Source organism: Streptomyces sp. NPDC107575 (assembly GCF_055657265.1).
The window spans coordinates 151,063-168,221 of sequence record NZ_JBVKBG010000010.1; the positions used below are offsets into that span (position 1 = coordinate 151,063).

Sequence of the window (17,159 nt, forward strand, 5' to 3'; positions counted from 1 at the left end):
GCACGAGTCGAGGGAGAGCCATGACCCACCACGAGCATCGCCGCGGTGACGAGGACCAGAGCGCCGAGACGGCCACCGAGAGCGTCCTGGAGGAGTTCGAGGAGGCTCAGACCGACCCGCGCCACCGGGCGGAGAAGGACCGTCGCCGCGGCGAGAGCGGGGACGCCCTCACGCCCAACGAGGAGGCCCAGGAACAGGCCCATGGCGACGACGAGTGAGCCGGTCGAGGGCCCGAGGGACCCGACGGACCTCCCGGCGCGCTCCTGGTGGGCCGTGCTGCGGCGCACCGGCAAGGAGGCGCTCGACGACGAGCTGCCCGACCGGGCGGCCGCGCTGACGTACTACGGCGTCCTCTCGCTCTTTCCCGGGCTGCTCGTCCTGGTGTCCCTGCTCGGCGTGATCGGCGAGCGGGCGACGCAGGGCGTCCTGGACAATCTGCGTCATCTCACGCCCGGCCCGGTGCGGGACCTGCTGGGCCAGGCGGTGGAGCAGCTGCGGGACAGGGGCGGTTCGAGCGGGGTGATCGCGGTGGTGAGCCTGCTGGCCGCCGTCTGGACGGCCTCCGGCTACATCGCCGCGTTCATCCGCACCGCGAACGCCGTCTACGACACGGAGGAGGGCCGCCCGGTGTGGAAGCTGGCACCGCTGCGGCTCGCGCTGACCGTCGCGCTGATGACACTGCTCGCGGCGAGCGCGACCATCGTCGTGTTCACAGGACCGCTGGCCAAGCGGGCGGGCGACGCGCTCGGTGCGGGCGACGCGGCGCTCATGACGTGGAACATCGCGAAGTGGCCCGTACTGCTCGCCCTGATGGCCCTGATGGTGGCGCTGCTCTTCTGGCGCGCCCCCAATGTGCACGGCCCCGGCTTCCGCTGGCTGAGCCCCGGCAGCTTCCTCGCCGTCCTGCTGTGGCTGGCCGCGTCCGGCGGCTTCGCGCTGTACGTGGCCGGGTTCGGCTCGTACAACAAGACGTACGGCACCCTGGCCGGCGTCATCATCTTCCTGGTCTGGCTGTGGCTGTCGAACCTGGCGCTGCTGCTCGGCCTCGAATTCGACGCGGAGCTGGCCCGGCAGCGCGCCATCAACAGCGGGCTCCCCGAGGGTGAGGAGCCGTACCTGGAGCCGCGGGACACCCGCACGATGCCTCCGTAGGCGCGGGGCGTACGGAGGCCGCGCGGGAGTCCGCCCCGGGGCGCCGCGGGCCGTCAGCCGTGGATCGCCCCCTCGCCGCCGCGCAGCGGAAGACCGGTCCCGCCGCGCCGCGCCGCGACGATCTCCGCCCCGATCGACACGGCGGTCTCCTCCGGCGTACGGCCGCCGATGTCGAGCCCTATCGGGGAGTGCAGGCGGCCCAACTCACCCTCGCTCAGGCCGACTTCGCGCAGCTTCTCCATCCGGTCGTCGTGCGTGCGCCGCGAGCCCATCGCGCCGACGTAGGAGACGGGCAGCCGCAGCGCCACTTCGAGGAGCGGCACGTCGAACTTGGCGTCGTGCGTGAGGACGCACAGGACCGTGCGCTCGTCCGTCGCCGTCGAGCGGAGATAGCGGTCCGGCCACTCCACGACCACCTCGTCGGCCTCGGGGAAGCGGGTCGGCGTCGCGAAGACACCGCGCGCGTCGCACAGGGTGACGTGGAAGCCGAGCAGCTTGCCGACCTTGACCAGCGCGCCCGCGAAGTCCACCGCGCCGAACACGATCATCCGCGCGGGCGGCACGCTCGACTCGACGAACAGGGTGACGTCGCCGTCGCACCGCGCCTTGCTCTCCGGCACCTCGCACAGCCCGGTCCGGCCGAGGTCGAGGTAGGCGCGGGCCTGCGCCGCGAGCCCCGAGTCGTCGCCGGCCGTGAGGTGGCCCTCGGACGAGCCGTCGGGGCGGATCGTCAACAGGCCACCCGTGGTGGCGAGTTCACCCGGCCCGTCGAGGATCCGGGCGAGCGCCACCGCCTCGCCGCGCGCCGCCACGGCGAGCGCCGAGACCACCGCCGCCCGGGACGGCGCGTCGCGCCGCACCGGTTCGACGTGCACCTCGACCTCGCCGCCGCAGGTGAGCCCCACCGCGAACGCGTCGTCGTCGCTGTACCCGAACCGCTCGCGGGCGGGCGTGCCGTCCGCGAGGGCCTGGACGCACAGTTCGTACACCGCGCCCTCGACGCAGCCTCCGGAGACCGAGCCGATGACCTCGCCCGCAGAGTCGACGGCGAGGGCCGCGCCGGGCGGCCGGGGCGCGCTGCCGCTCACCGAGACCACGGTGGCGACGGCGAACTCCCGGCCCTGCGCGGCCCATTCGCTCAGTTCGGTCGCGAGATCAAGCATGGTCGCGCTGCGCCTCCGCGAGCAGCACCCGGTCGGGGCGCAGCGGCAGGTCGCGGTGGCGCACCCCGGTCGCGTGCCACACGGCGTTGCCGATCGCGGCGGCCGTGCCGACGATGCCGATCTCGCCGACGCCCTTGATGCCGACGGGGTCGTCCGGGTCGGTGTCGTCGACCCAGTGGGCCTCGACGACCGGCACGTCCGCGTTGGCCGCGACGTGGTAGCCCGCGAAGTCGGCGCCGACGTGCCCGCCGTCCGCCGCGTCCCGCACGGCCTCCTCGTGCAGCGCCATGGAGATGCCCCACGTCATGCCGCCCACCAACTGGCTGCGCGCGGTCAGCGGGTTGATGATGCGGCCCGCGGAGAAGACACCGAGCAGACGCCGCACGCGGACCTCGCCGCTCGCCACGTCCACGGCCACCTCGGCGAACTGCGCGCCGTAGGAGTACCGCTCCTTCTGCGCGAGGGCACCGACCAGTTCGGTGGTGTCCGTGCGCACGGTGAGGCCCTCCGCCGGGATGGCGGCGGTCGGGGTGACGCGGTCGCGCAGCTCCCGGCTCGCGGCCATCACGGCCCAGCCCCAGGAGCGCGTGCCCATGGAGCCGCCGGACACCCACGCCGGACCGAAGTCGCTGTCGGCGATCCGTACGCGCACCAGGCCCTGGTCGACGCCGAGTTCGTCGGCGGCGATCTGGGTCAGCGCGGTGCGCGCCCCGGTGCCGACGTCCGCCGCCGTGATCCGGACGGTGAACGTACCGTCCTGTTCGGCGGTGACGGACGCCGTGGACGGGGCGACGCCGGACGGGAACGAGCACGCCGCGACGCCCGTGCCGAGCAGCCAGCGGCCCTCGCGGCGCACGCGCGGCCGCGGGTCGCGGCCCTCCCAGCCGAAGCGGCGGGCGCCGTCCTCGTAGCAGCCCAGCAGGTTGCGGCTGCTGAAGGGCAGGCCCGAGACGGGACCGACCTCCGGCTCGTTGCGCACGCGCAGCTCGACCGGGTCCATGCCGAGCTTCTCGGCGAGCTCGTCGAGCGCGGACTCCACGGCGTAACTTCCGGGGGCCTCGCCGGGCGCCCGCACGAACGTCGGGGTCGGCAGGTCGACGGGCACCACGCGGTTCACGGACAGGTGCGCGTCGGAGGCGTACATCACGCGCCCGTATCCGGCGCTCGCCTCGACGAACTCGCGGATGTTCGAGGTCAGCGACTGCGCGTCGTGCCCGAACGCGCGCAGGCGTCCGTCGGCGTCGGCGCCGAGCCGCATCCGCTGGGTGGTCGGGCTGCGGTAGCCGGTGAGCGCGAAGACCTGACGCCGCGTCATGGCGAGCCGGACGGGGCGCTGGAGCTGGGTCGCGGCCATCACGGCGGCCACGTGGTGCGAGCGCACGAGCTTGCTGCCGAAGGCGCCGCCGACGTGCTCGGAGACGACGCGGACGGCGGACGGGTCGAGCGAGAACAGCTGCGCGAGCTCGTCGGCGACGGCCTTGCTGCCCTGGTTGGCGTCGTACACCTCCAGGCGCCCGTCCTCCCAGCGCACGGTCACCGCGTGCGGCTCCATGGCCGTGTGGTGCGTCTCGGGCGTGGTGTACCGCTCGTCCACGACGGCGGCGGACGCGGCGAGTTCGGCCTCCAGGTCGCCCTTGCTCACCTCCGAGCCCTCGGGGGCGTAGGTGCCGGGCCGGTCGGCCTCGAACGCGATGTCGTGCGGCTCGGTGTCGTACTCGACGACGAGCGCCTCGGCGGCCTCGCGGGCCTGCTCCGGGGTCTCGGCGACGACGAGCGCGACGGGCCATCCCGCGTGCAGCACCTGGTCGTGCTGGAAGACGTGCAGGATGCCGTCGGGCTGGCCGAGCATGCCCATGTACTGCGTGTTGATGCGGGGCGCGTTGCCGTGGTGCATGACCGCGAGGACGCCGGGCATGGTGCGCACGGCCTCCTCGCCGACGGAACGGACCCGGCCGCGCGCCACGGTGGACAGCACGAGCCAGCCGTGCGCGAGGTCGGTGAACGGGAACTCGCCCGCGTACCGGGCGGCGCCAGTGACCTTCTCGCGGCCCTCGATCCGGCTGCGCCCGACACCCACCGAGTCCGTGTTCTTCGTGCCGGCCGCTGTGGTGGTGGTCGTCGTCATCGGGTGGCCTCCGAGAGTTCGGTGAGCAGCGCAACGATCAGATTGCGCATCAGGGGCACCTTGTACGTGCTGTCGGGCAGCGGCTTCGCCGCGGCGAGCTCGGCGTCGGCCGCGGCCGCGAACGTCGCACCCTCGGCGGGCTGTCCGATCAGCGCGGCCTCGGCGGCCCGGGCCCGCCACGGCCGCGAGGCGACCGCGCCGAGCGCGATCCGCGCGTCCCGCACGACGCCGTCCTGGACGTCGACGGCGGCGGCCACCGAGCCGATGGCGAAGGCGTAGGAGGCGCGCTCGCGGACCTTGCGGTACGTCGAGTTGGCCGCGACGGGCGCGGGCGGCAGGGTGACCGCGGTGATCAGCGCACCGGCCGGGAGGCCGGTCTCCAGGTGCGGGGTGTCGCCGACGGGCCGGTAGAAGTCGGCGAGCGCCAACTCGCCCTTGCCCTCGGCGGTTTCGTACTCGACGACGGCATCGAACGCGGCGAGCGCGACACCCATGTCGGACGGATGCACGGCGACGCAGTGCTCGCTGGCACCGAGGATGGCGTGATTGCGGTGCTCACCCTCGACGGCCGGGCAGCCGCTGCCGGGCTCCCGCTTGTTGCACGGCTTGCTGACGTCGGTGAAGTAGCCGCAGCGGGTGCGCTGCAGCAGATTCCCGCCGACGGTGGCCATGTTGCGCAGCTGCCCGGAGGCCCCGGCGAGCACGGCCTGCGCCAACGCCGGGTAGCGGCGCCGGACTTCGGGGTGGGCGGCGAGGTCGCTGTTGGTGACGGTGGCGCCGATCCGGAGCCCGCCGTCGGCGGTCACCTCGACGCTGTCCAGCGGCAGTTCGCGTACGTCGACGAGGCGCGCGGGGCGCTCCACGCCGATCTTCATCAGGTCGACGAGGTTGGTGCCGCCGCCGAGGAAGCGCGCCTCGGGGTCGGCGCCGAGCACCGCCACCGCGCCCGACACATCGGTCGCACGCTCGTATCCGAACTCCCTCACGCCACGGTCTCCTTCGCGTCCTCGGCGGCGTGCGCGGCCGCGTGGGCGACCGCCTGCACGATCGACACGTACGCGCCGCAGCGGCACAGGTTTCCGCTCATCCGTTCCCTGATCTCCTCCGGGCTCAGCGGCTGCGGGCCCGCCTCGGGCCGCACGTCGCCGGTGGCCGCGGACGGCCAGCCCGCGGCGTGCTCCTCGATGACGGCGATGGCCGAACAGATCTGGCCGGGCGTGCAGTAGCCGCACTGGTACCCGTCGAGGTCGACGAACGCCTCCTGGACCGGGTGCAGTTCACCCTCCGGGCCCGCGACGCCCTCGATGGTGGTGATCTCCCGGTCCTCGGCGGCGACCGCGAGCTGCAGACAGGCGACGGTCCTGCGCCCGTCGACCAGCACCGTGCAGGCTCCGCACTGCCCCTGGTCGCAGCCCTTCTTCGTGCCGGTCAGATCGAGCCGCTCGCGCAGGGCGTCGAGCAGCGTGGTGCGGTGGTCGACGGGCAGAGTGTGCTTCTCCCCGTTGATGTTCAAGGTGACGACGCTGGACGTAGCGGACACGGTCGTGCCGCCGATGTCAGCTGGGGGCATGGGTGCAGCCTTCTTTCGCGTGTCTGATGCGTGGAGAATCGGCGCTGTACTCGCTGTGCTCGAGATGGGAGGCGGGCCGGACGTGGGTGCGGCCCGGGCCGGTACCCACTAGGGTGTTGACCCTAACCGGACAGCTGTCCGTTCTACGGGACACGAACGTAGTGGACAACTGTCCGCCTAGCAAGGACTATTCCCCGCCACGGCAGAAGAGAGGAGAACTCGCGTGGGGCACTCGAAGAAGTCGGCCGCGCTGCGCTCGGACGCGCAGCGCAATCGCGACCGCATCCTCGAAGTGGCCCTGGCCGAGTTGACGCGCTCGGCGGACACGCCGTTGAGCGCGATCGCGAAGAAGGCGGGCGTCGGGCAGGGCACGTTCTACCGCAACTTCCCCAGCCGTGAGGCGCTCGTCCTCGAGGTGTACCGCTACGAGGTGGAGCAGGTCGCCGACGCGGCCTGCGAGTTGCTGTGCTGCCGGCCGCCGGAGCTGGCCCTGCGGGAGTGGATGGACCGCCTCGCCCAGTACGCGATGGCCAAGGCGGGCCTCGCGGACGCGCTCCGCGAGGCGACGAGCGCACGCGGCACCATGAAGCAGCTCGCACACGGCCCGCTGACCGAGGCGGTGACCCACCTCCTGGACGCGAACGAAAAGGCGGGCACGATCCGCCCCGGCGTCACCCCGGACGACTTCATGCTGGCCATCGCGGGCCTGTGGCTGATCGACCCACGGGGCGACTGGCAGGACCGGGCGGGCCGCCTGCTGGACCTGGTGATGGACGGCCTGCGGTCGGGAGCGCCATCACCTCCGACAACCAACGATCACCCAAGCCCCTGCGACGACTGAGCCAATCAGCCCCCTGCCGCGGCTGAGCCAATCAAGCCCCTGCGGCGATTGAGCCAACCAAGCCCCAGCAGCGACTGAACCAACCAATGCCCAGCGGCGGCTGAGCCAATCAAGCCCCTGCGGCGATTGAGCAGCGGGGTCCGGGGCAGAGCCCCGATCTTTTCAAGCCCCGCCGGCGATTGAGGCGCGGGGCCCGGGGCGGAGCCCCGCGACCGGAGGACGGCCGACCGTACACCCAGCCCGGTACCTCAGGACCGCTTCCGCTTCGCCGGCTTGTTCGCACTCCGCTTCGACTGCGGCCGCCCGTCCTGCCGAAGGCGCCCCGGCTTCACGAACTTCTTCCCCGCCGGCTGCTTCTTCTTGTCGGACGCCTTCTTCTCGGGCTCCGCCTGCGCACGGCCCCGCGAACTGTTCACCGTCCGGCCGCGCACGATGCCGATGAAGTCCTCGACCTGGTCCGTGGTGCGCTCCTGCGGCCAGGCGAGCGCCACGCTCGACTCCGGAGCATCGGTGACCGTCCGGTACGTGAGGTCCTTGCGGTGGTGCAGCCGGGCCAGCGACATCGGGACGACGAGCAGGCCCACGCCCGCCGCGACCAGCTCGACGGCGTCGGCCGTGGTGGCGGGGCGCTCGAAGGCGGGCTGCCCCGGCGGCCGCTCCCAGCCCAGCACGTCGTCGAGCGGATGCTGCACGATCTCGTCGGCGAGGTCGGCGAGGGTGACCTCGTCCGCCGCGGTCACCACATGGTCCTTGGGGACCACGACCACGGTCTTCTCCGTGTACAGCGGGATCGCGCTGAAGTACTCGCGGTCGACGGGCGGCCGCACGAGCCCCGCGTCGGCGTCCCCGCGGCGCAGCACGTCGGCCACCTCGGCCGCGGTCACCTGCACCAGATCGAGCGGCACATTGGGCAGCCGCTCGCGCCAGATCCGCACCCACTTGGCGGGGGTCGCCCCGGGAACGTAGGCCAGCCGGAAGCCGGGGCCTGAGGACGGTGCGGGGGTTTCTTGCGTGCCGGTCACGGGCCAAGGCTACCCGCCGTGGTCGGCGGGCCCCGTCACGCTCGATACCCTTGACCTCATGAGTTCGCACCAGAGCACCCAGACCATGAAGCCCGCGACCGCGGCGAAGAAGCTGGGTGTGTACCTCGAGGCCACGCCCGCCGAGTTCCAGGAGGGCACCGTCTCGCGCGCCGAGCTGACCGCGCTGCAGGCCGAGCCGCCGCAGTGGCTCGTCGACCTGCGCGCGAACGGCCCGCACCCGCGCCCCGTGGTGGCGCAGAAGCTGGGCGTCTCCATCTCGGGCCTGGCCCGCGGCGGCGTCACGGAGGCGCTGACCACGGAGCAGATCGAGGCCATCAAGTCCGAGAACCCGGAGTGGCTGCAGGCGGAGCGGGCCACGCAGGCGGACGTCCGCAAGGAGAACGTCCGGGTCAAGAAGCTGCACGCCGAGCAGGCGGAGAAGCGGGCGCGGCGCGAGGCGTGATCGGGTGGGGGGTTCGGGTCACCGTTCGGCCTGCGCCCCACCGCACGGGGCTCTGCCCCGGACCCCGCTGCTCAATCGCCGCAGGGGCTTGATATTGCCCACCGTTACGACACCCGCGAGGACCAACGCCCCGCACACCACCCCGCTCGCCGCGCCCCAGCCGCCCGCCGACACGAGTGGCGCCGCCACACCCGCCCCCAGGGCTCCCGCCAAGAAGTACAGGAGCAGGTAGACCCCGCTGAGGCTGCCGCTGCGGCGTGGGTCGATGGACAGCACGCGGGTCTGGTTGGCGGCCTGCGCCGTGAAGCAGCCCGCGTCGACCAGGGCGAGGCCCGCCGCCGTGACCACGGGACGGTCGAGGCCCGTGCACAGCAGCGCCGCACCGGCGGCCGCGACCGCCATGCTCCCGGCGATCACCGCACGCGGCGAGTACCGGTCACCGAGGCGCCCGGCCACCGGCAGCGCCGCGAATCCGAGCGCCCCGGCCAGGCTGTACAGGCCGATGGCCGAGGCGTCGAGACCGTACGGCGGCTGCGCGAGCCGCACCGTGAGCGCGACCCAGACGAGGCTGAAGGCCAGGTACCAGAGGCTGCCGCTGAGCACCGCGAGCCGCAGGGCCGGGTGCCGCCGGAGCAGTCCGGGCATCGCGGCGAGCGTGGCGAGGTACCCGCCTCCACCGCCCTCGGGCCGCTCCCTCGGCAGTCGCGCCCACGCCGCCGCCCCGCACACCACGACGAGCCCCGCGAACGCGAGCAGCATCCCCCGCCAGCCGAGCGCGTCCGCGAGCGCCCCGCCGACGAGCCGGCTGAGGAGGATCCCGGCCGACATGCCCGCCGCGACACCCGCGACGGCCGTCCCGCGCCGCTCCCCCGGCACCCCGCGCCCCGCGATCGTGGACGCCATCGCGCTGACGCTCGCGCCCGCGCCCACCATCACGTAGGCGAGGAGGAGCACGCCGAGGCCGGGTGCGCGGGAGGCGAGCAGCAGGCCCGTCGTGAGCAGCGCGAGCTGGCCCGCGACGAGCCGGCGCGGCGCCGCCCGGTCCGCGAGCGGCAGCAGGAAGGCGAATCCGGCGATGCATCCGGCGAGCGCCGCGGTGGTGACCAGGCCGATGGCGGCGGCGGACGCGCCGGTGTCGCGGGCGACGTCGCCGAGCGCCGGCTGGATCGCGTAATTGTTGGAGAGCGCCACTCCGGCGGTGCAGGAGAGCACCGCGACGCCCCCGCGCGGCAGCCTCACGGCGCCTCACCGCGCACGAGGACCACGGCGTAACGGCAGTCCAGCTCCGTGGAGTTGACGAAGACGCAGGCCGTGGGCGGGCCCAGTTCGACGGTGTCGCCCGCGTCGAGCTCGTGCACCGTGTCGCCCTCGTGGAACGTGAGGTGTCCTTCGAGCACCCAGATGATCTGCCGGTGGAAGGCGAACGCGGCGGCCGGGTACGGCACCTCCGCCCCGGCCGGCAGCCGGATCTCGGCGACCTCCGCGGGGAAGCCGGGGCCCGACACCTGCCGCCGCGCGTATCCCGTCTCGGGGTCCTGCCACCGGGGCGCCGCCGCCGCGCGCCGCACGCGCTCCTCGGCCGACGCGGGATCCGGTTCCGGGTCGAGCAGCGTCGCCACGCTCAGCCGGAACGCCGCCGACAGCTTGCCCAGGATCACGGCGCTCGGGCTGCTCTCGCCGCGCTCGATCCGGTGGATCATCGCCCGCGACACCCCGGACTCCTCGGCCAGCTCCGCCAGGGTCCAATGGCGCCGGTCGCGCTCCGCGCGGATCCGGGCACCGATGCGCTCCACCAGGGGGTCTACGATATTGGACATGAATCCACGATACGAGACCCGGGCCCCGGCGGTGAAGGTCCGCCCGGCCCACGAGGACGACCTGGACGCCGTCCTCGCCATTCGCAATCACGCCATCGAGCACGGCACGGCGCTGTGGACGGACACGCCGCAGTCGCGCGAGGAGGGAGCGGCCTGGCTGGGCGCGCATCTCGAGCGCGGTTCGGCGTACGTGGCCGAGCTGGACGGCGAGGTCGTCGGGTTCGGTGCCTACGGGCCCTGGAAGGCGTACTCGGGCTTCCGGCACACCGTGGAGAACTCGGTGTACGTCACCGGTGGCCACCAGGGCGCCGGCATCGGGTCCGCCCTCCTGACGACACTCGTCGACTCGGCCACCGCCGCGGGTCTGCACGTCATGATCGCCGGGATCGAGGCCGGCAACGCGGCCTCGATCCGGCTGCACGAGCGGCACGGCTTCGAGCACGAGGGCACGGTGCGCGAGGTGGGCACCAAGTTCGGCCGCTGGCTCGATCTGACGCTCATGCGGCGGCAGTTGAGCTGACCGCCGCCGAGCGCCCGCGCGGGTCGGTCGACGGCGGCCCCCTCCAGCTCGACCAGCTGACCGGGGACCGCGAGGCGCACGACACCGAGCATCGTGGTCGTCGGCGCCACCCCGGCCGCGGCAAGGCGGCCCGCCAGCACGCCGTAGTGCGGGAGCAGCTGGTCGACGTCGGTGGTGTGGACGTTCAGCCGGGCTGCGCGCGCTTCCTGTCCGACGGGCACCTCACCGTGCTCCTACGGGTCGCTCCGGCACGGCGGGAAGAGCTGCTGGACACCGTGGTGGCGGTGCGCGCCGCGCGGCCCGAGGCGGACGGCCTGCTGCGGCTCGAGGTGACGTTCCAGGATCTGTGGCACGCGGAGTGGGCGCTGTGGCGCCTCGGCACGGACGCGGAGGCCGTGGCCCCGCCGGAGCTGCGCACCGCCCTGCGCGAACGCGCCGCCGCGCCGGCGGCCCGGTACGCGGCCACGGCCGTCGAGGGCCTGCCGTGACCGCCGCCCCCGGTCCCGCCGGTCACTCCGCCGACGGCGGCCGGAGCGCGGCGTAGCGCTCGATGGCCCGCTGCAGCTCCACCCGCTCGGCGTCCGGCAGTTCGCCGCCCTGGGCGAACTGCAGAAGGTGCTCGGCCACCAGGTTCAGCTTGACGTTGCTGCGCTGCGACACGTCGCGCAGCACGCGCCACGCGTCCTCGGGCGGGATCCGGCCGAGGACGACGACCACGCCGATGGCCTGGTCCACCAGGGCGTGCGAGGTCACGGCCTGCTTGAGCTGGCCCACCTCGGTCTGCAGCCGTTCGTGTTCCTTGGCGAGGTCGGTGGCCGAGAGCAGGGCGAGCGGCCTCGTCGAGGACAGCATGAAGAAGGCCATGGGGCCACCTGGTCGGGAAGCGGGAGCTGGCAGGGTGTTCACCTTTCTCGGACTTCGGCGGGAGCGCCGCGACCGGCACTCTCGACCCGTACCCGACACGGTACTTGGGCCGGGCAGGGGTCGACATCTCGATACTCGGGCCTGCCGCACACGGGCCGCAGTCCTCCCAGCGAAGTCTCCGGCGGACGTCATCCGGAAAACGAAACGTGGGCAAGGGCACTCACCCGGTGCCGCGCGTCGTCGCAGGCACGGGGCCGGCGGCCGTAGGCTGACCGCTCGGGCATATTCAGTGGGGAGCGCCGCGCACATGGGCACACTGCACTTCGACAGCAGCGACATCGGGGTCACCGAGGACTTCCTCAGTCGGCACTACGCGCGCATGCGCATCGGCAACGGCACGCCCGAGTCCAGCCGGGCGCGGATCCGGCGCGACGTGATGCCGGGGGTGAGCGTCGACGAACTCGACCTCGACTTCGACATGCGCTACGAGGTGACGCCGCTGCAGAAGATCTGCCTGTGCCTCGTCCACGAGGGCACCATCCAGGACCATGCCTTCGGCGAGGTCGAGGACGCGTTCGGCCCCGGCGACATGGTCTCCTTCGCCCCGCCGGAACTGCCCTACGAGGGGCGGATCTGCGGCGCCCGGTACAACATCACGATGCTGGACCCCGGCCTCCTGAACGAGGTCGCCGCCACCGCCCCGGGAGCGGGCCCCGGACCGGTCAGGCTCCTCGGCCACCGGCCGGTCTCCGCCGCCGCGGGCGACCATCTGAAGCGGACCATCGCGCATGTGCGCGACCACGTCCTCGCCGACCCCGCGCTCGCGGCGCAGCCGCTGATCGCGTCGACCGCCGCCCAGTACCTGGCCGCGAGCGTCCTCGGCGCCTTCCCCAGCACCGCGCTCGCCCCGCCCACCGCGACGGACCGCCACGACGCCCACTCGGCGACCCTGCGGCGCGCCGTCGCGCACATCGAGGCGCACGCCCAGGAGCCGCTCACCGTCCGGGAGATCGCGGCGGCGGCCCATGTCACGGTCCGGGCGCTGCAGTACGCGTTCCGGCGGCATCTGGACACCACGCCGCTGGCGCATCTGCGCCGGGTCCGCCTCGCGCACGCGCACGACGAGCTGCGGGCCGCCGACCCGGCGACCGAGACCGTCACCGCGATCGCCGCACGCTGGGGCTTCCACCACACGGGCCGGTTCGCGGCGCCCTACCGGCAGGCCTACGGACACCCGCCCCTTCGGACCCTGACCGGCGACTGAGGGCCGCCGCGGCAGGACCACGGCGGATCACAGGGCGCTGGACGAGGAGCCGCCCCATGCCGTGATCGTTCATGTCCACGAACAACGATCACATACATAGCCGTTGACTCGGGTGGCGCGCCAGCTCTACCGTCACCGACGACCGCCCGCAGAAAGGGCTTTCCCCCGTCGCGATTATGGCGCCTCCGGACGGTCCTGTTCACGGATTCGAACCAGCCACGTTCACGCACCTGGAGACGAACGATGAACTCACGAGCCGCGAGACCCCTCACCGCCCTCACCTCGGCCGGACTCCTGGCCGGCACCCTCGTCGCCCTGTCCGGCACCACGGCCCAGGCCGCCACCACCCGCTACCAGGCCGAGTCCTCCCCGGCCGTGTGCACCGGCGTCGTCGAGACCGAATGGTCCGGCTACACCGGCTCCGGCTACTGCAACGCCACCAACGCGAGCGGCGCGTACGCGCAGGTGACCGTGGACTCCCCCGCGGCCGGCACCGCGACCCTCGCCATCCGCTACGCGAACGGCACCACGACCGCGCGCGCCACGAACATCGTGGTGAACGGCGCCACCGCCGCCTCGACCTCCTTCGCCGGCACCGGGGCCTGGACCACATGGGCCACCAAGACCGTCACGGTGCCACTCAAGGCGGGCAGCAACACCATCCGCCTCGACCCGACGAGCTCCGCAGGGCTTCCCAACATCGACTACGTGGATGTCGACACGCCGACGGGCGACACCACCACGCCGCCCGCGAGCGGCGCCCTGTACGTGTCACCGACAGGCACCGACGGGGCGGCGGGCACCGAGTCCGCGCCCACCACGCTGACCTCGGCCATCAGCCGGGTCTCCGCGGGCGGCACCATCTACGTGCGCGGCGGCACGTACGCGTACTCCTCCACGGTCACCATCCCCGAGGGCAAGAACGGCACGGCCGCCGCCCGCACCACGCTCGCCGCCTACCCGGGCGAGAAGCCGGTCCTCAACTTCTCGGCGCAGAGCGAGAGTTCGAGCAACCGCGGGCTCCAGCTCAACGCCTCGTACTGGCACCTCAAGGGGCTCGTCGTGGAGCGCGCCGGGGACAACGGCATCTACGTCGGCGGCAGCGACAACGTCATCGAGCGCACCGTCACCCGCTACAACCGCGACACGGGGCTGCAGTTGGGCCGCATCGCCTCCACCACCCCGCAGTCGCAGTGGCCCTCCGACAACCTGATCGTGAGCGCGGAGTCCCACGACAACGCCGACTCGGACGGCGAGGACGCCGACGGCTTCGCCGCGAAGCTGACCACCGGCACCGGGAACGTCTTCCGCTACGCCGTCTCCCACAACAACATCGACGACGGCTGGGACCTCTACACGAAGTCCGACACGGGCCCCATCGGCCCGGTGACCATCGAGGACTCCCTCGCGTACAACAACGGCACGCTCAGCGACGGCACCGTGAACGCGAACGGCGACCGCAACGGGTACAAGCTCGGCGGCGAGGACATCGCCGTCAACCACGTCGTGCGGCGCAGCATCGCGTACAAGAACGGCAAGCACGGGTTCACGTACAACAGCAACCCGGGCTCCATGGCGGTGTCGAACAACCTCAGCATCGACAATCCGCAGCGCAACTTCGCCTGGGACGAGGGGACTTCGGTGTTCAAGAGCAACACCTCGTGCCGGTTCTCGGTCTCCGGGTCGAACGACAAGACCGTCGGCAGCGCGGACTCCACGAACCAGTTCTGGACGGGTACGAACGGCTCCCGCTGTGCCTCCTACAGCGGCGCGCTCGCGTGGTCGTACGCGGCGGACGGCAAGCTCGTCGTGACCCTCGGCGGCAGGCAGGTCACCCTGTAGCCGCACGTCACCCGACTCGCCCCGTCGTGTTTGGGGCGGGTCGGTCCGGCGACCCGGCACGATGGCCCCAAGGGCCCTACGTGCGCGGCCGGACCGGGCGGCAGACTGGCGGCGCCGAGCACATCTCTGCCGCTACCGATGGAGCTGCCATGGCGAAGGATCTGTCCAAGCACCAGGCCGCCGCGCTCGACGCGCACTGGCGGGCCGCCAACTATCTCGCGGCCGGCCAGATCTACCTGCTCGACAACCCGCTGCTCACCGAGCCGCTCGCCCCCGAACACATCAAGCCGCGCCTTCTCGGCCACTGGGGCACCTCCCCCGGCCTCAACCTCGTGCACACCCACCTCAACCGTGTCATCAAGGAGCGCGACCTCGACGCCCTGTGCGTCTGGGGTCCCGGCCACGGCGGGCCCGCCGTGCTCGCGAACTCCTGGCTGGAGGGGACGTACTCGCAGACGTATCCGGACGTCTCGCGGGACGCCGCCGGCATGGGGCGGCTGTTCAAGCAGTTCTCGTTCCCCGGCGGTGTGCCCAGCCATGTCGCGCCCGAGACGCCCGGCTCGATCCACGAGGGCGGCGAACTCGGCTACTCCCTCGCGCACGCCTACGGCGCCGCCCTCGACAACCCGGACCTGCTCGTCGCCTGTGTGATCGGCGACGGCGAGGCGGAGACCGGGCCGCTCGCGACGTCCTGGCACGCGAACAAGTTCCTCGACCCGGTGCACGACGGTGCGGTCCTGCCGATCCTGCACCTCAACGGCTACAAGATCGCCAACCCGACCGTGCTCGCCCGCATCCCCGACGCCGAGCTCGACGAGCTGCTTCGCGGGTACGGGCACGAGCCGCTGCACGTGACGGGCGACGACCCGCTGCGCGTGCACCGCGATCTGGCCCGCACCATGGACCAGGCCCTCGACCGCATCGCCCGCATCCAGCGCGAGGCCCGGGAGGGGAAGACGACCGAGCGCGCCCGCTGGCCGATGATCGTGCTGCGCACGCCGAAGGGCTGGACGGGGCCCGCGAGCGTGGACGACGAGCCCGTCGAGGGCACGTGGCGCTCCCACCAGGTGCCGCTGCCCGGCGTCCGCGAGAACCCGGACCACCTGCGGCAGCTGGAGGCGTGGCTGCGCTCCTACCGCCCCGAGGAACTCTTCGACGCCGACGGCCGCCCCACCGAACAGGTCCTCTCGTACGTGCCCGAGGGCTCCCGGCGCCTCGGCGGCACGCCCCATGCGAACGGCGGGCTGCTCACCCGCAGGCTGCCGATCCCGCCGCTGGAGCGCTTCGCCGTGCCCGTCGACAAGCCGGGCACCGCGCTCCACGAGCCCACCCGGGTCCTCGGCGATCTGCTGGCCCAGATCATGAAGGACACCGCCGACCGCCGCGACTTCCGCATGGTCGGCCCCGACGAGACCGCGTCCAACCGGCTCCAGGCCGTCTACGACGCCACCGGCAAGGCCTGGCAGGCGGGGACGCTGCCCACCGACGAGCACCTGGCGCACGACGGCCGTGTGATGGAGGTGCTGTCGGAGCATCTTTGCCAGGGCTGGCTGGAGGGCTACAACCTCACGGGCAGGCACGGCCTGTTCTCCTGCTACGAGGCGTTCGTGCACATCGTCGACTCGATGGTGAACCAGCACATCAAGTGGCTGAAGACCTCGCGGGAGCTGTCGTGGCGGGCGCCGCTGCCCTCCCTGAACTACCTGCTGACCTCGCACGTCTGGCGTCAGGACCACAACGGGTTCTCGCACCAGGACCCCGGCTTCGTCGACCACGTCCTCAACAAGAGCCCCGACGTCGTACGGGTCTATCTGCCGCCGGACGCCAACACGCTGCTCTCGGTGGCCGAGCACGTGCTGCACAGCCGCGACTACGTCAATGTCGTGGTGGCCGGGAAGCAGCCGTGCTTCGACTGGCTGTCCCTGGACGACGCCCGTGCCCACTGCGCGCGCGGCGCCGGTGTGTGGGAGTGGGCGGGCACCGAGGACGGCAGCCGCGAGCCGGACGTCGTCCTCGCGTGCGCCGGTGACGTGCCGACGCAGGAGGTCCTCGCGGCGGCGGGCCTGTTGCGCGAGCACCTGCCGGAGCTCGCGGTGCGTGTCGTCAACGTCGTCGACATGACGCGGCTGCTGCCCAAGGGCGAACACCCGCACGGCATGCCGGACTTCGAGTACGACGCGCTGTTCACGGCCGACAAGCCGGTGATCTTCGCGTACCACGGCTACCCGTGGCTGATCCACCGCCTCGCGTACCGCCGCACCGGCCATGAACACCTGCACGTGCGCGGCTACAAGGAGTCGGGGACCACGACCACGCCGTTCGACATGGTCGTGCGCAACGACCTCGACCGGTACCGCCTGGTCATGGACGTCATCGACCGGGTGCCGGGGCTCGGTGTACGGGCCACGGCAGTGCGCCAGACGATGGCCGACGCCCGCACGCGGCACCAGGCGTGGATCCGCGAGCACGGCACCGATCTGCCGGAGGTCGCGAACTGGTCGTGGACGGGGTGAGCG

General features: G+C 72.7%; 16 protein-coding genes and 2 pseudogenes. 9 read left to right on the top strand and 9 right to left on the bottom strand.

Annotated features, from left to right (window positions below):
• The first annotated feature begins 20 nt into the window (after positions 1 to 20).
• Complete coding sequence (locus ACZ7L4_RS38250) at positions 21 to 218, top strand: hypothetical protein (RefSeq protein ID WP_472109656.1); 198 nt, start codon at positions 21 to 23, stop codon at positions 216 to 218.
• The gene (locus ACZ7L4_RS38255) at positions 202 to 1,152 is read left to right on the top strand and encodes a YihY/virulence factor BrkB family protein (RefSeq protein ID WP_472109657.1); all 951 of its coding nucleotides are present in this window, start codon (positions 202 to 204) and stop codon (positions 1,150 to 1,152) included. Before ACZ7L4_RS38250 ends, ACZ7L4_RS38255 begins: the two co-directional genes overlap by 17 nt.
• A gap of 53 nt (positions 1,153 to 1,205) precedes the next feature.
• Here ACZ7L4_RS38255 and ACZ7L4_RS38260 read toward each other — a convergent pair whose 3' ends face one another.
• The 4 genes from ACZ7L4_RS38260 to ACZ7L4_RS38275 are packed head-to-tail and all read right to left on the bottom strand — an operon-like array spanning position 1,206 to position 6,010.
• Positions 1,206 to 2,315 (bottom strand): XdhC family protein, encoded by a 1,110-nt coding sequence (locus tag ACZ7L4_RS38260; protein WP_472109658.1) that lies wholly within the window; start codon positions 2,313 to 2,315, stop codon positions 1,206 to 1,208.
• Complete coding sequence (locus tag ACZ7L4_RS38265; protein WP_472109659.1) at positions 2,308 to 4,440, bottom strand: xanthine dehydrogenase family protein molybdopterin-binding subunit; 2,133 nt, start codon at positions 4,438 to 4,440, stop codon at positions 2,308 to 2,310. Before ACZ7L4_RS38265 ends, ACZ7L4_RS38260 begins: the two co-directional genes overlap by 8 nt.
• A complete protein-coding gene (locus ACZ7L4_RS38270; RefSeq protein WP_472109660.1) occupies positions 4,437 to 5,426 on the bottom strand; it encodes an FAD binding domain-containing protein in 990 nt (329 codons plus the stop codon). The genes ACZ7L4_RS38265 and ACZ7L4_RS38270 overlap by 4 nt, the downstream gene beginning before the upstream one ends.
• Positions 5,423 to 6,010 (bottom strand): (2Fe-2S)-binding protein, encoded by a 588-nt coding sequence (locus ACZ7L4_RS38275; RefSeq protein WP_472109661.1) that lies wholly within the window; start codon positions 6,008 to 6,010, stop codon positions 5,423 to 5,425. The genes ACZ7L4_RS38270 and ACZ7L4_RS38275 overlap by 4 nt, the downstream gene beginning before the upstream one ends.
• A 223-nt stretch (positions 6,011 to 6,233) precedes the next feature.
• Between ACZ7L4_RS38275 and ACZ7L4_RS38280 the strand changes: the two genes are divergently transcribed.
• The gene (locus ACZ7L4_RS38280; protein WP_472109662.1) at positions 6,234 to 6,851 is read left to right on the top strand and encodes a TetR/AcrR family transcriptional regulator; all 618 of its coding nucleotides are present in this window, start codon (positions 6,234 to 6,236) and stop codon (positions 6,849 to 6,851) included.
• Between the two features lie 248 nt (positions 6,852 to 7,099).
• Here ACZ7L4_RS38280 and ACZ7L4_RS38285 read toward each other — a convergent pair whose 3' ends face one another.
• Positions 7,100 to 7,873, bottom strand: coding sequence for a LysR substrate-binding domain-containing protein (locus ACZ7L4_RS38285; RefSeq protein ID WP_472109663.1), 774 nt, complete (start codon positions 7,871 to 7,873; stop codon positions 7,100 to 7,102).
• A 58-nt stretch (positions 7,874 to 7,931) separates the two neighbouring features.
• Here ACZ7L4_RS38285 and ACZ7L4_RS38290 point away from each other — a divergent pair, with 58 nt between their 5' ends.
• Positions 7,932 to 8,336 (top strand): DUF5997 family protein, encoded by a 405-nt coding sequence (locus ACZ7L4_RS38290; RefSeq protein ID WP_472109664.1) that lies wholly within the window; start codon positions 7,932 to 7,934, stop codon positions 8,334 to 8,336.
• A gap of 18 nt (positions 8,337 to 8,354) precedes the next feature.
• Here ACZ7L4_RS38290 and ACZ7L4_RS38295 read toward each other — a convergent pair whose 3' ends face one another.
• Both ACZ7L4_RS38295 and ACZ7L4_RS38300 read right to left on the bottom strand, forming a co-directional pair.
• Entirely contained in the window at positions 8,355 to 9,575 is a 1,221-nt protein-coding gene (locus ACZ7L4_RS38295) for an MFS transporter (protein ID WP_472109665.1), read from the bottom strand.
• Positions 9,572 to 10,153, bottom strand: coding sequence for a helix-turn-helix domain-containing protein (locus tag ACZ7L4_RS38300; RefSeq protein ID WP_472109666.1), 582 nt, complete (start codon positions 10,151 to 10,153; stop codon positions 9,572 to 9,574). Before ACZ7L4_RS38300 ends, ACZ7L4_RS38295 begins: the two co-directional genes overlap by 4 nt.
• On the opposite strand from ACZ7L4_RS38300, the gene ACZ7L4_RS38305 reads away from it, so the two are divergent.
• A complete protein-coding gene (locus ACZ7L4_RS38305; protein WP_472109667.1) occupies positions 10,152 to 10,673 on the top strand; it encodes a GNAT family N-acetyltransferase in 522 nt (173 codons plus the stop codon). The two genes, ACZ7L4_RS38300 and ACZ7L4_RS38305, sit on opposite strands and share 2 nt — an antisense overlap.
• A 29-nt stretch (positions 10,674 to 10,702) precedes the next feature.
• Here ACZ7L4_RS38305 and ACZ7L4_RS38310 read toward each other — a convergent pair.
• Positions 10,703 to 10,864, bottom strand: a pseudogene (locus ACZ7L4_RS38310) (RidA family protein); the annotation flags it as partial.
• Between the two features lie 6 nt (positions 10,865 to 10,870).
• On the opposite strand from ACZ7L4_RS38310, the pseudogene ACZ7L4_RS38315 reads away from it, so the two are divergent.
• A pseudogene (locus tag ACZ7L4_RS38315) lies at positions 10,871 to 11,161 on the top strand (WCX domain-containing protein); the annotation flags it as partial.
• A gap of 22 nt (positions 11,162 to 11,183) precedes the next feature.
• Here ACZ7L4_RS38315 and ACZ7L4_RS38320 read toward each other — a convergent pair.
• Complete coding sequence (locus ACZ7L4_RS38320) at positions 11,184 to 11,537, bottom strand: ANTAR domain-containing protein (protein ID WP_472109668.1); 354 nt, start codon at positions 11,535 to 11,537, stop codon at positions 11,184 to 11,186.
• Positions 11,538 to 11,844: 307 nt separating this feature from the next.
• Between ACZ7L4_RS38320 and ACZ7L4_RS38325 the strand changes: the two genes are divergently transcribed.
• The 3 genes from ACZ7L4_RS38325 (at position 11,845) to ACZ7L4_RS38335 (ending at position 17,156) form a co-directional block, all read left to right on the top strand.
• A complete protein-coding gene (locus ACZ7L4_RS38325; RefSeq protein WP_472109669.1) occupies positions 11,845 to 12,801 on the top strand; it encodes a helix-turn-helix transcriptional regulator in 957 nt (318 codons plus the stop codon).
• A gap of 243 nt (positions 12,802 to 13,044) precedes the next feature.
• Entirely contained in the window at positions 13,045 to 14,643 is a 1,599-nt protein-coding gene (locus ACZ7L4_RS38330) for a carbohydrate-binding protein (RefSeq protein WP_472109670.1), read from the top strand.
• A gap of 149 nt (positions 14,644 to 14,792) precedes the next feature.
• Positions 14,793 to 17,156, top strand: coding sequence for a phosphoketolase family protein (locus ACZ7L4_RS38335; RefSeq protein WP_472109671.1), 2,364 nt, complete (start codon positions 14,793 to 14,795; stop codon positions 17,154 to 17,156).
• The last annotated feature ends 3 nt before the right edge of the window (positions 17,157 to 17,159 follow it).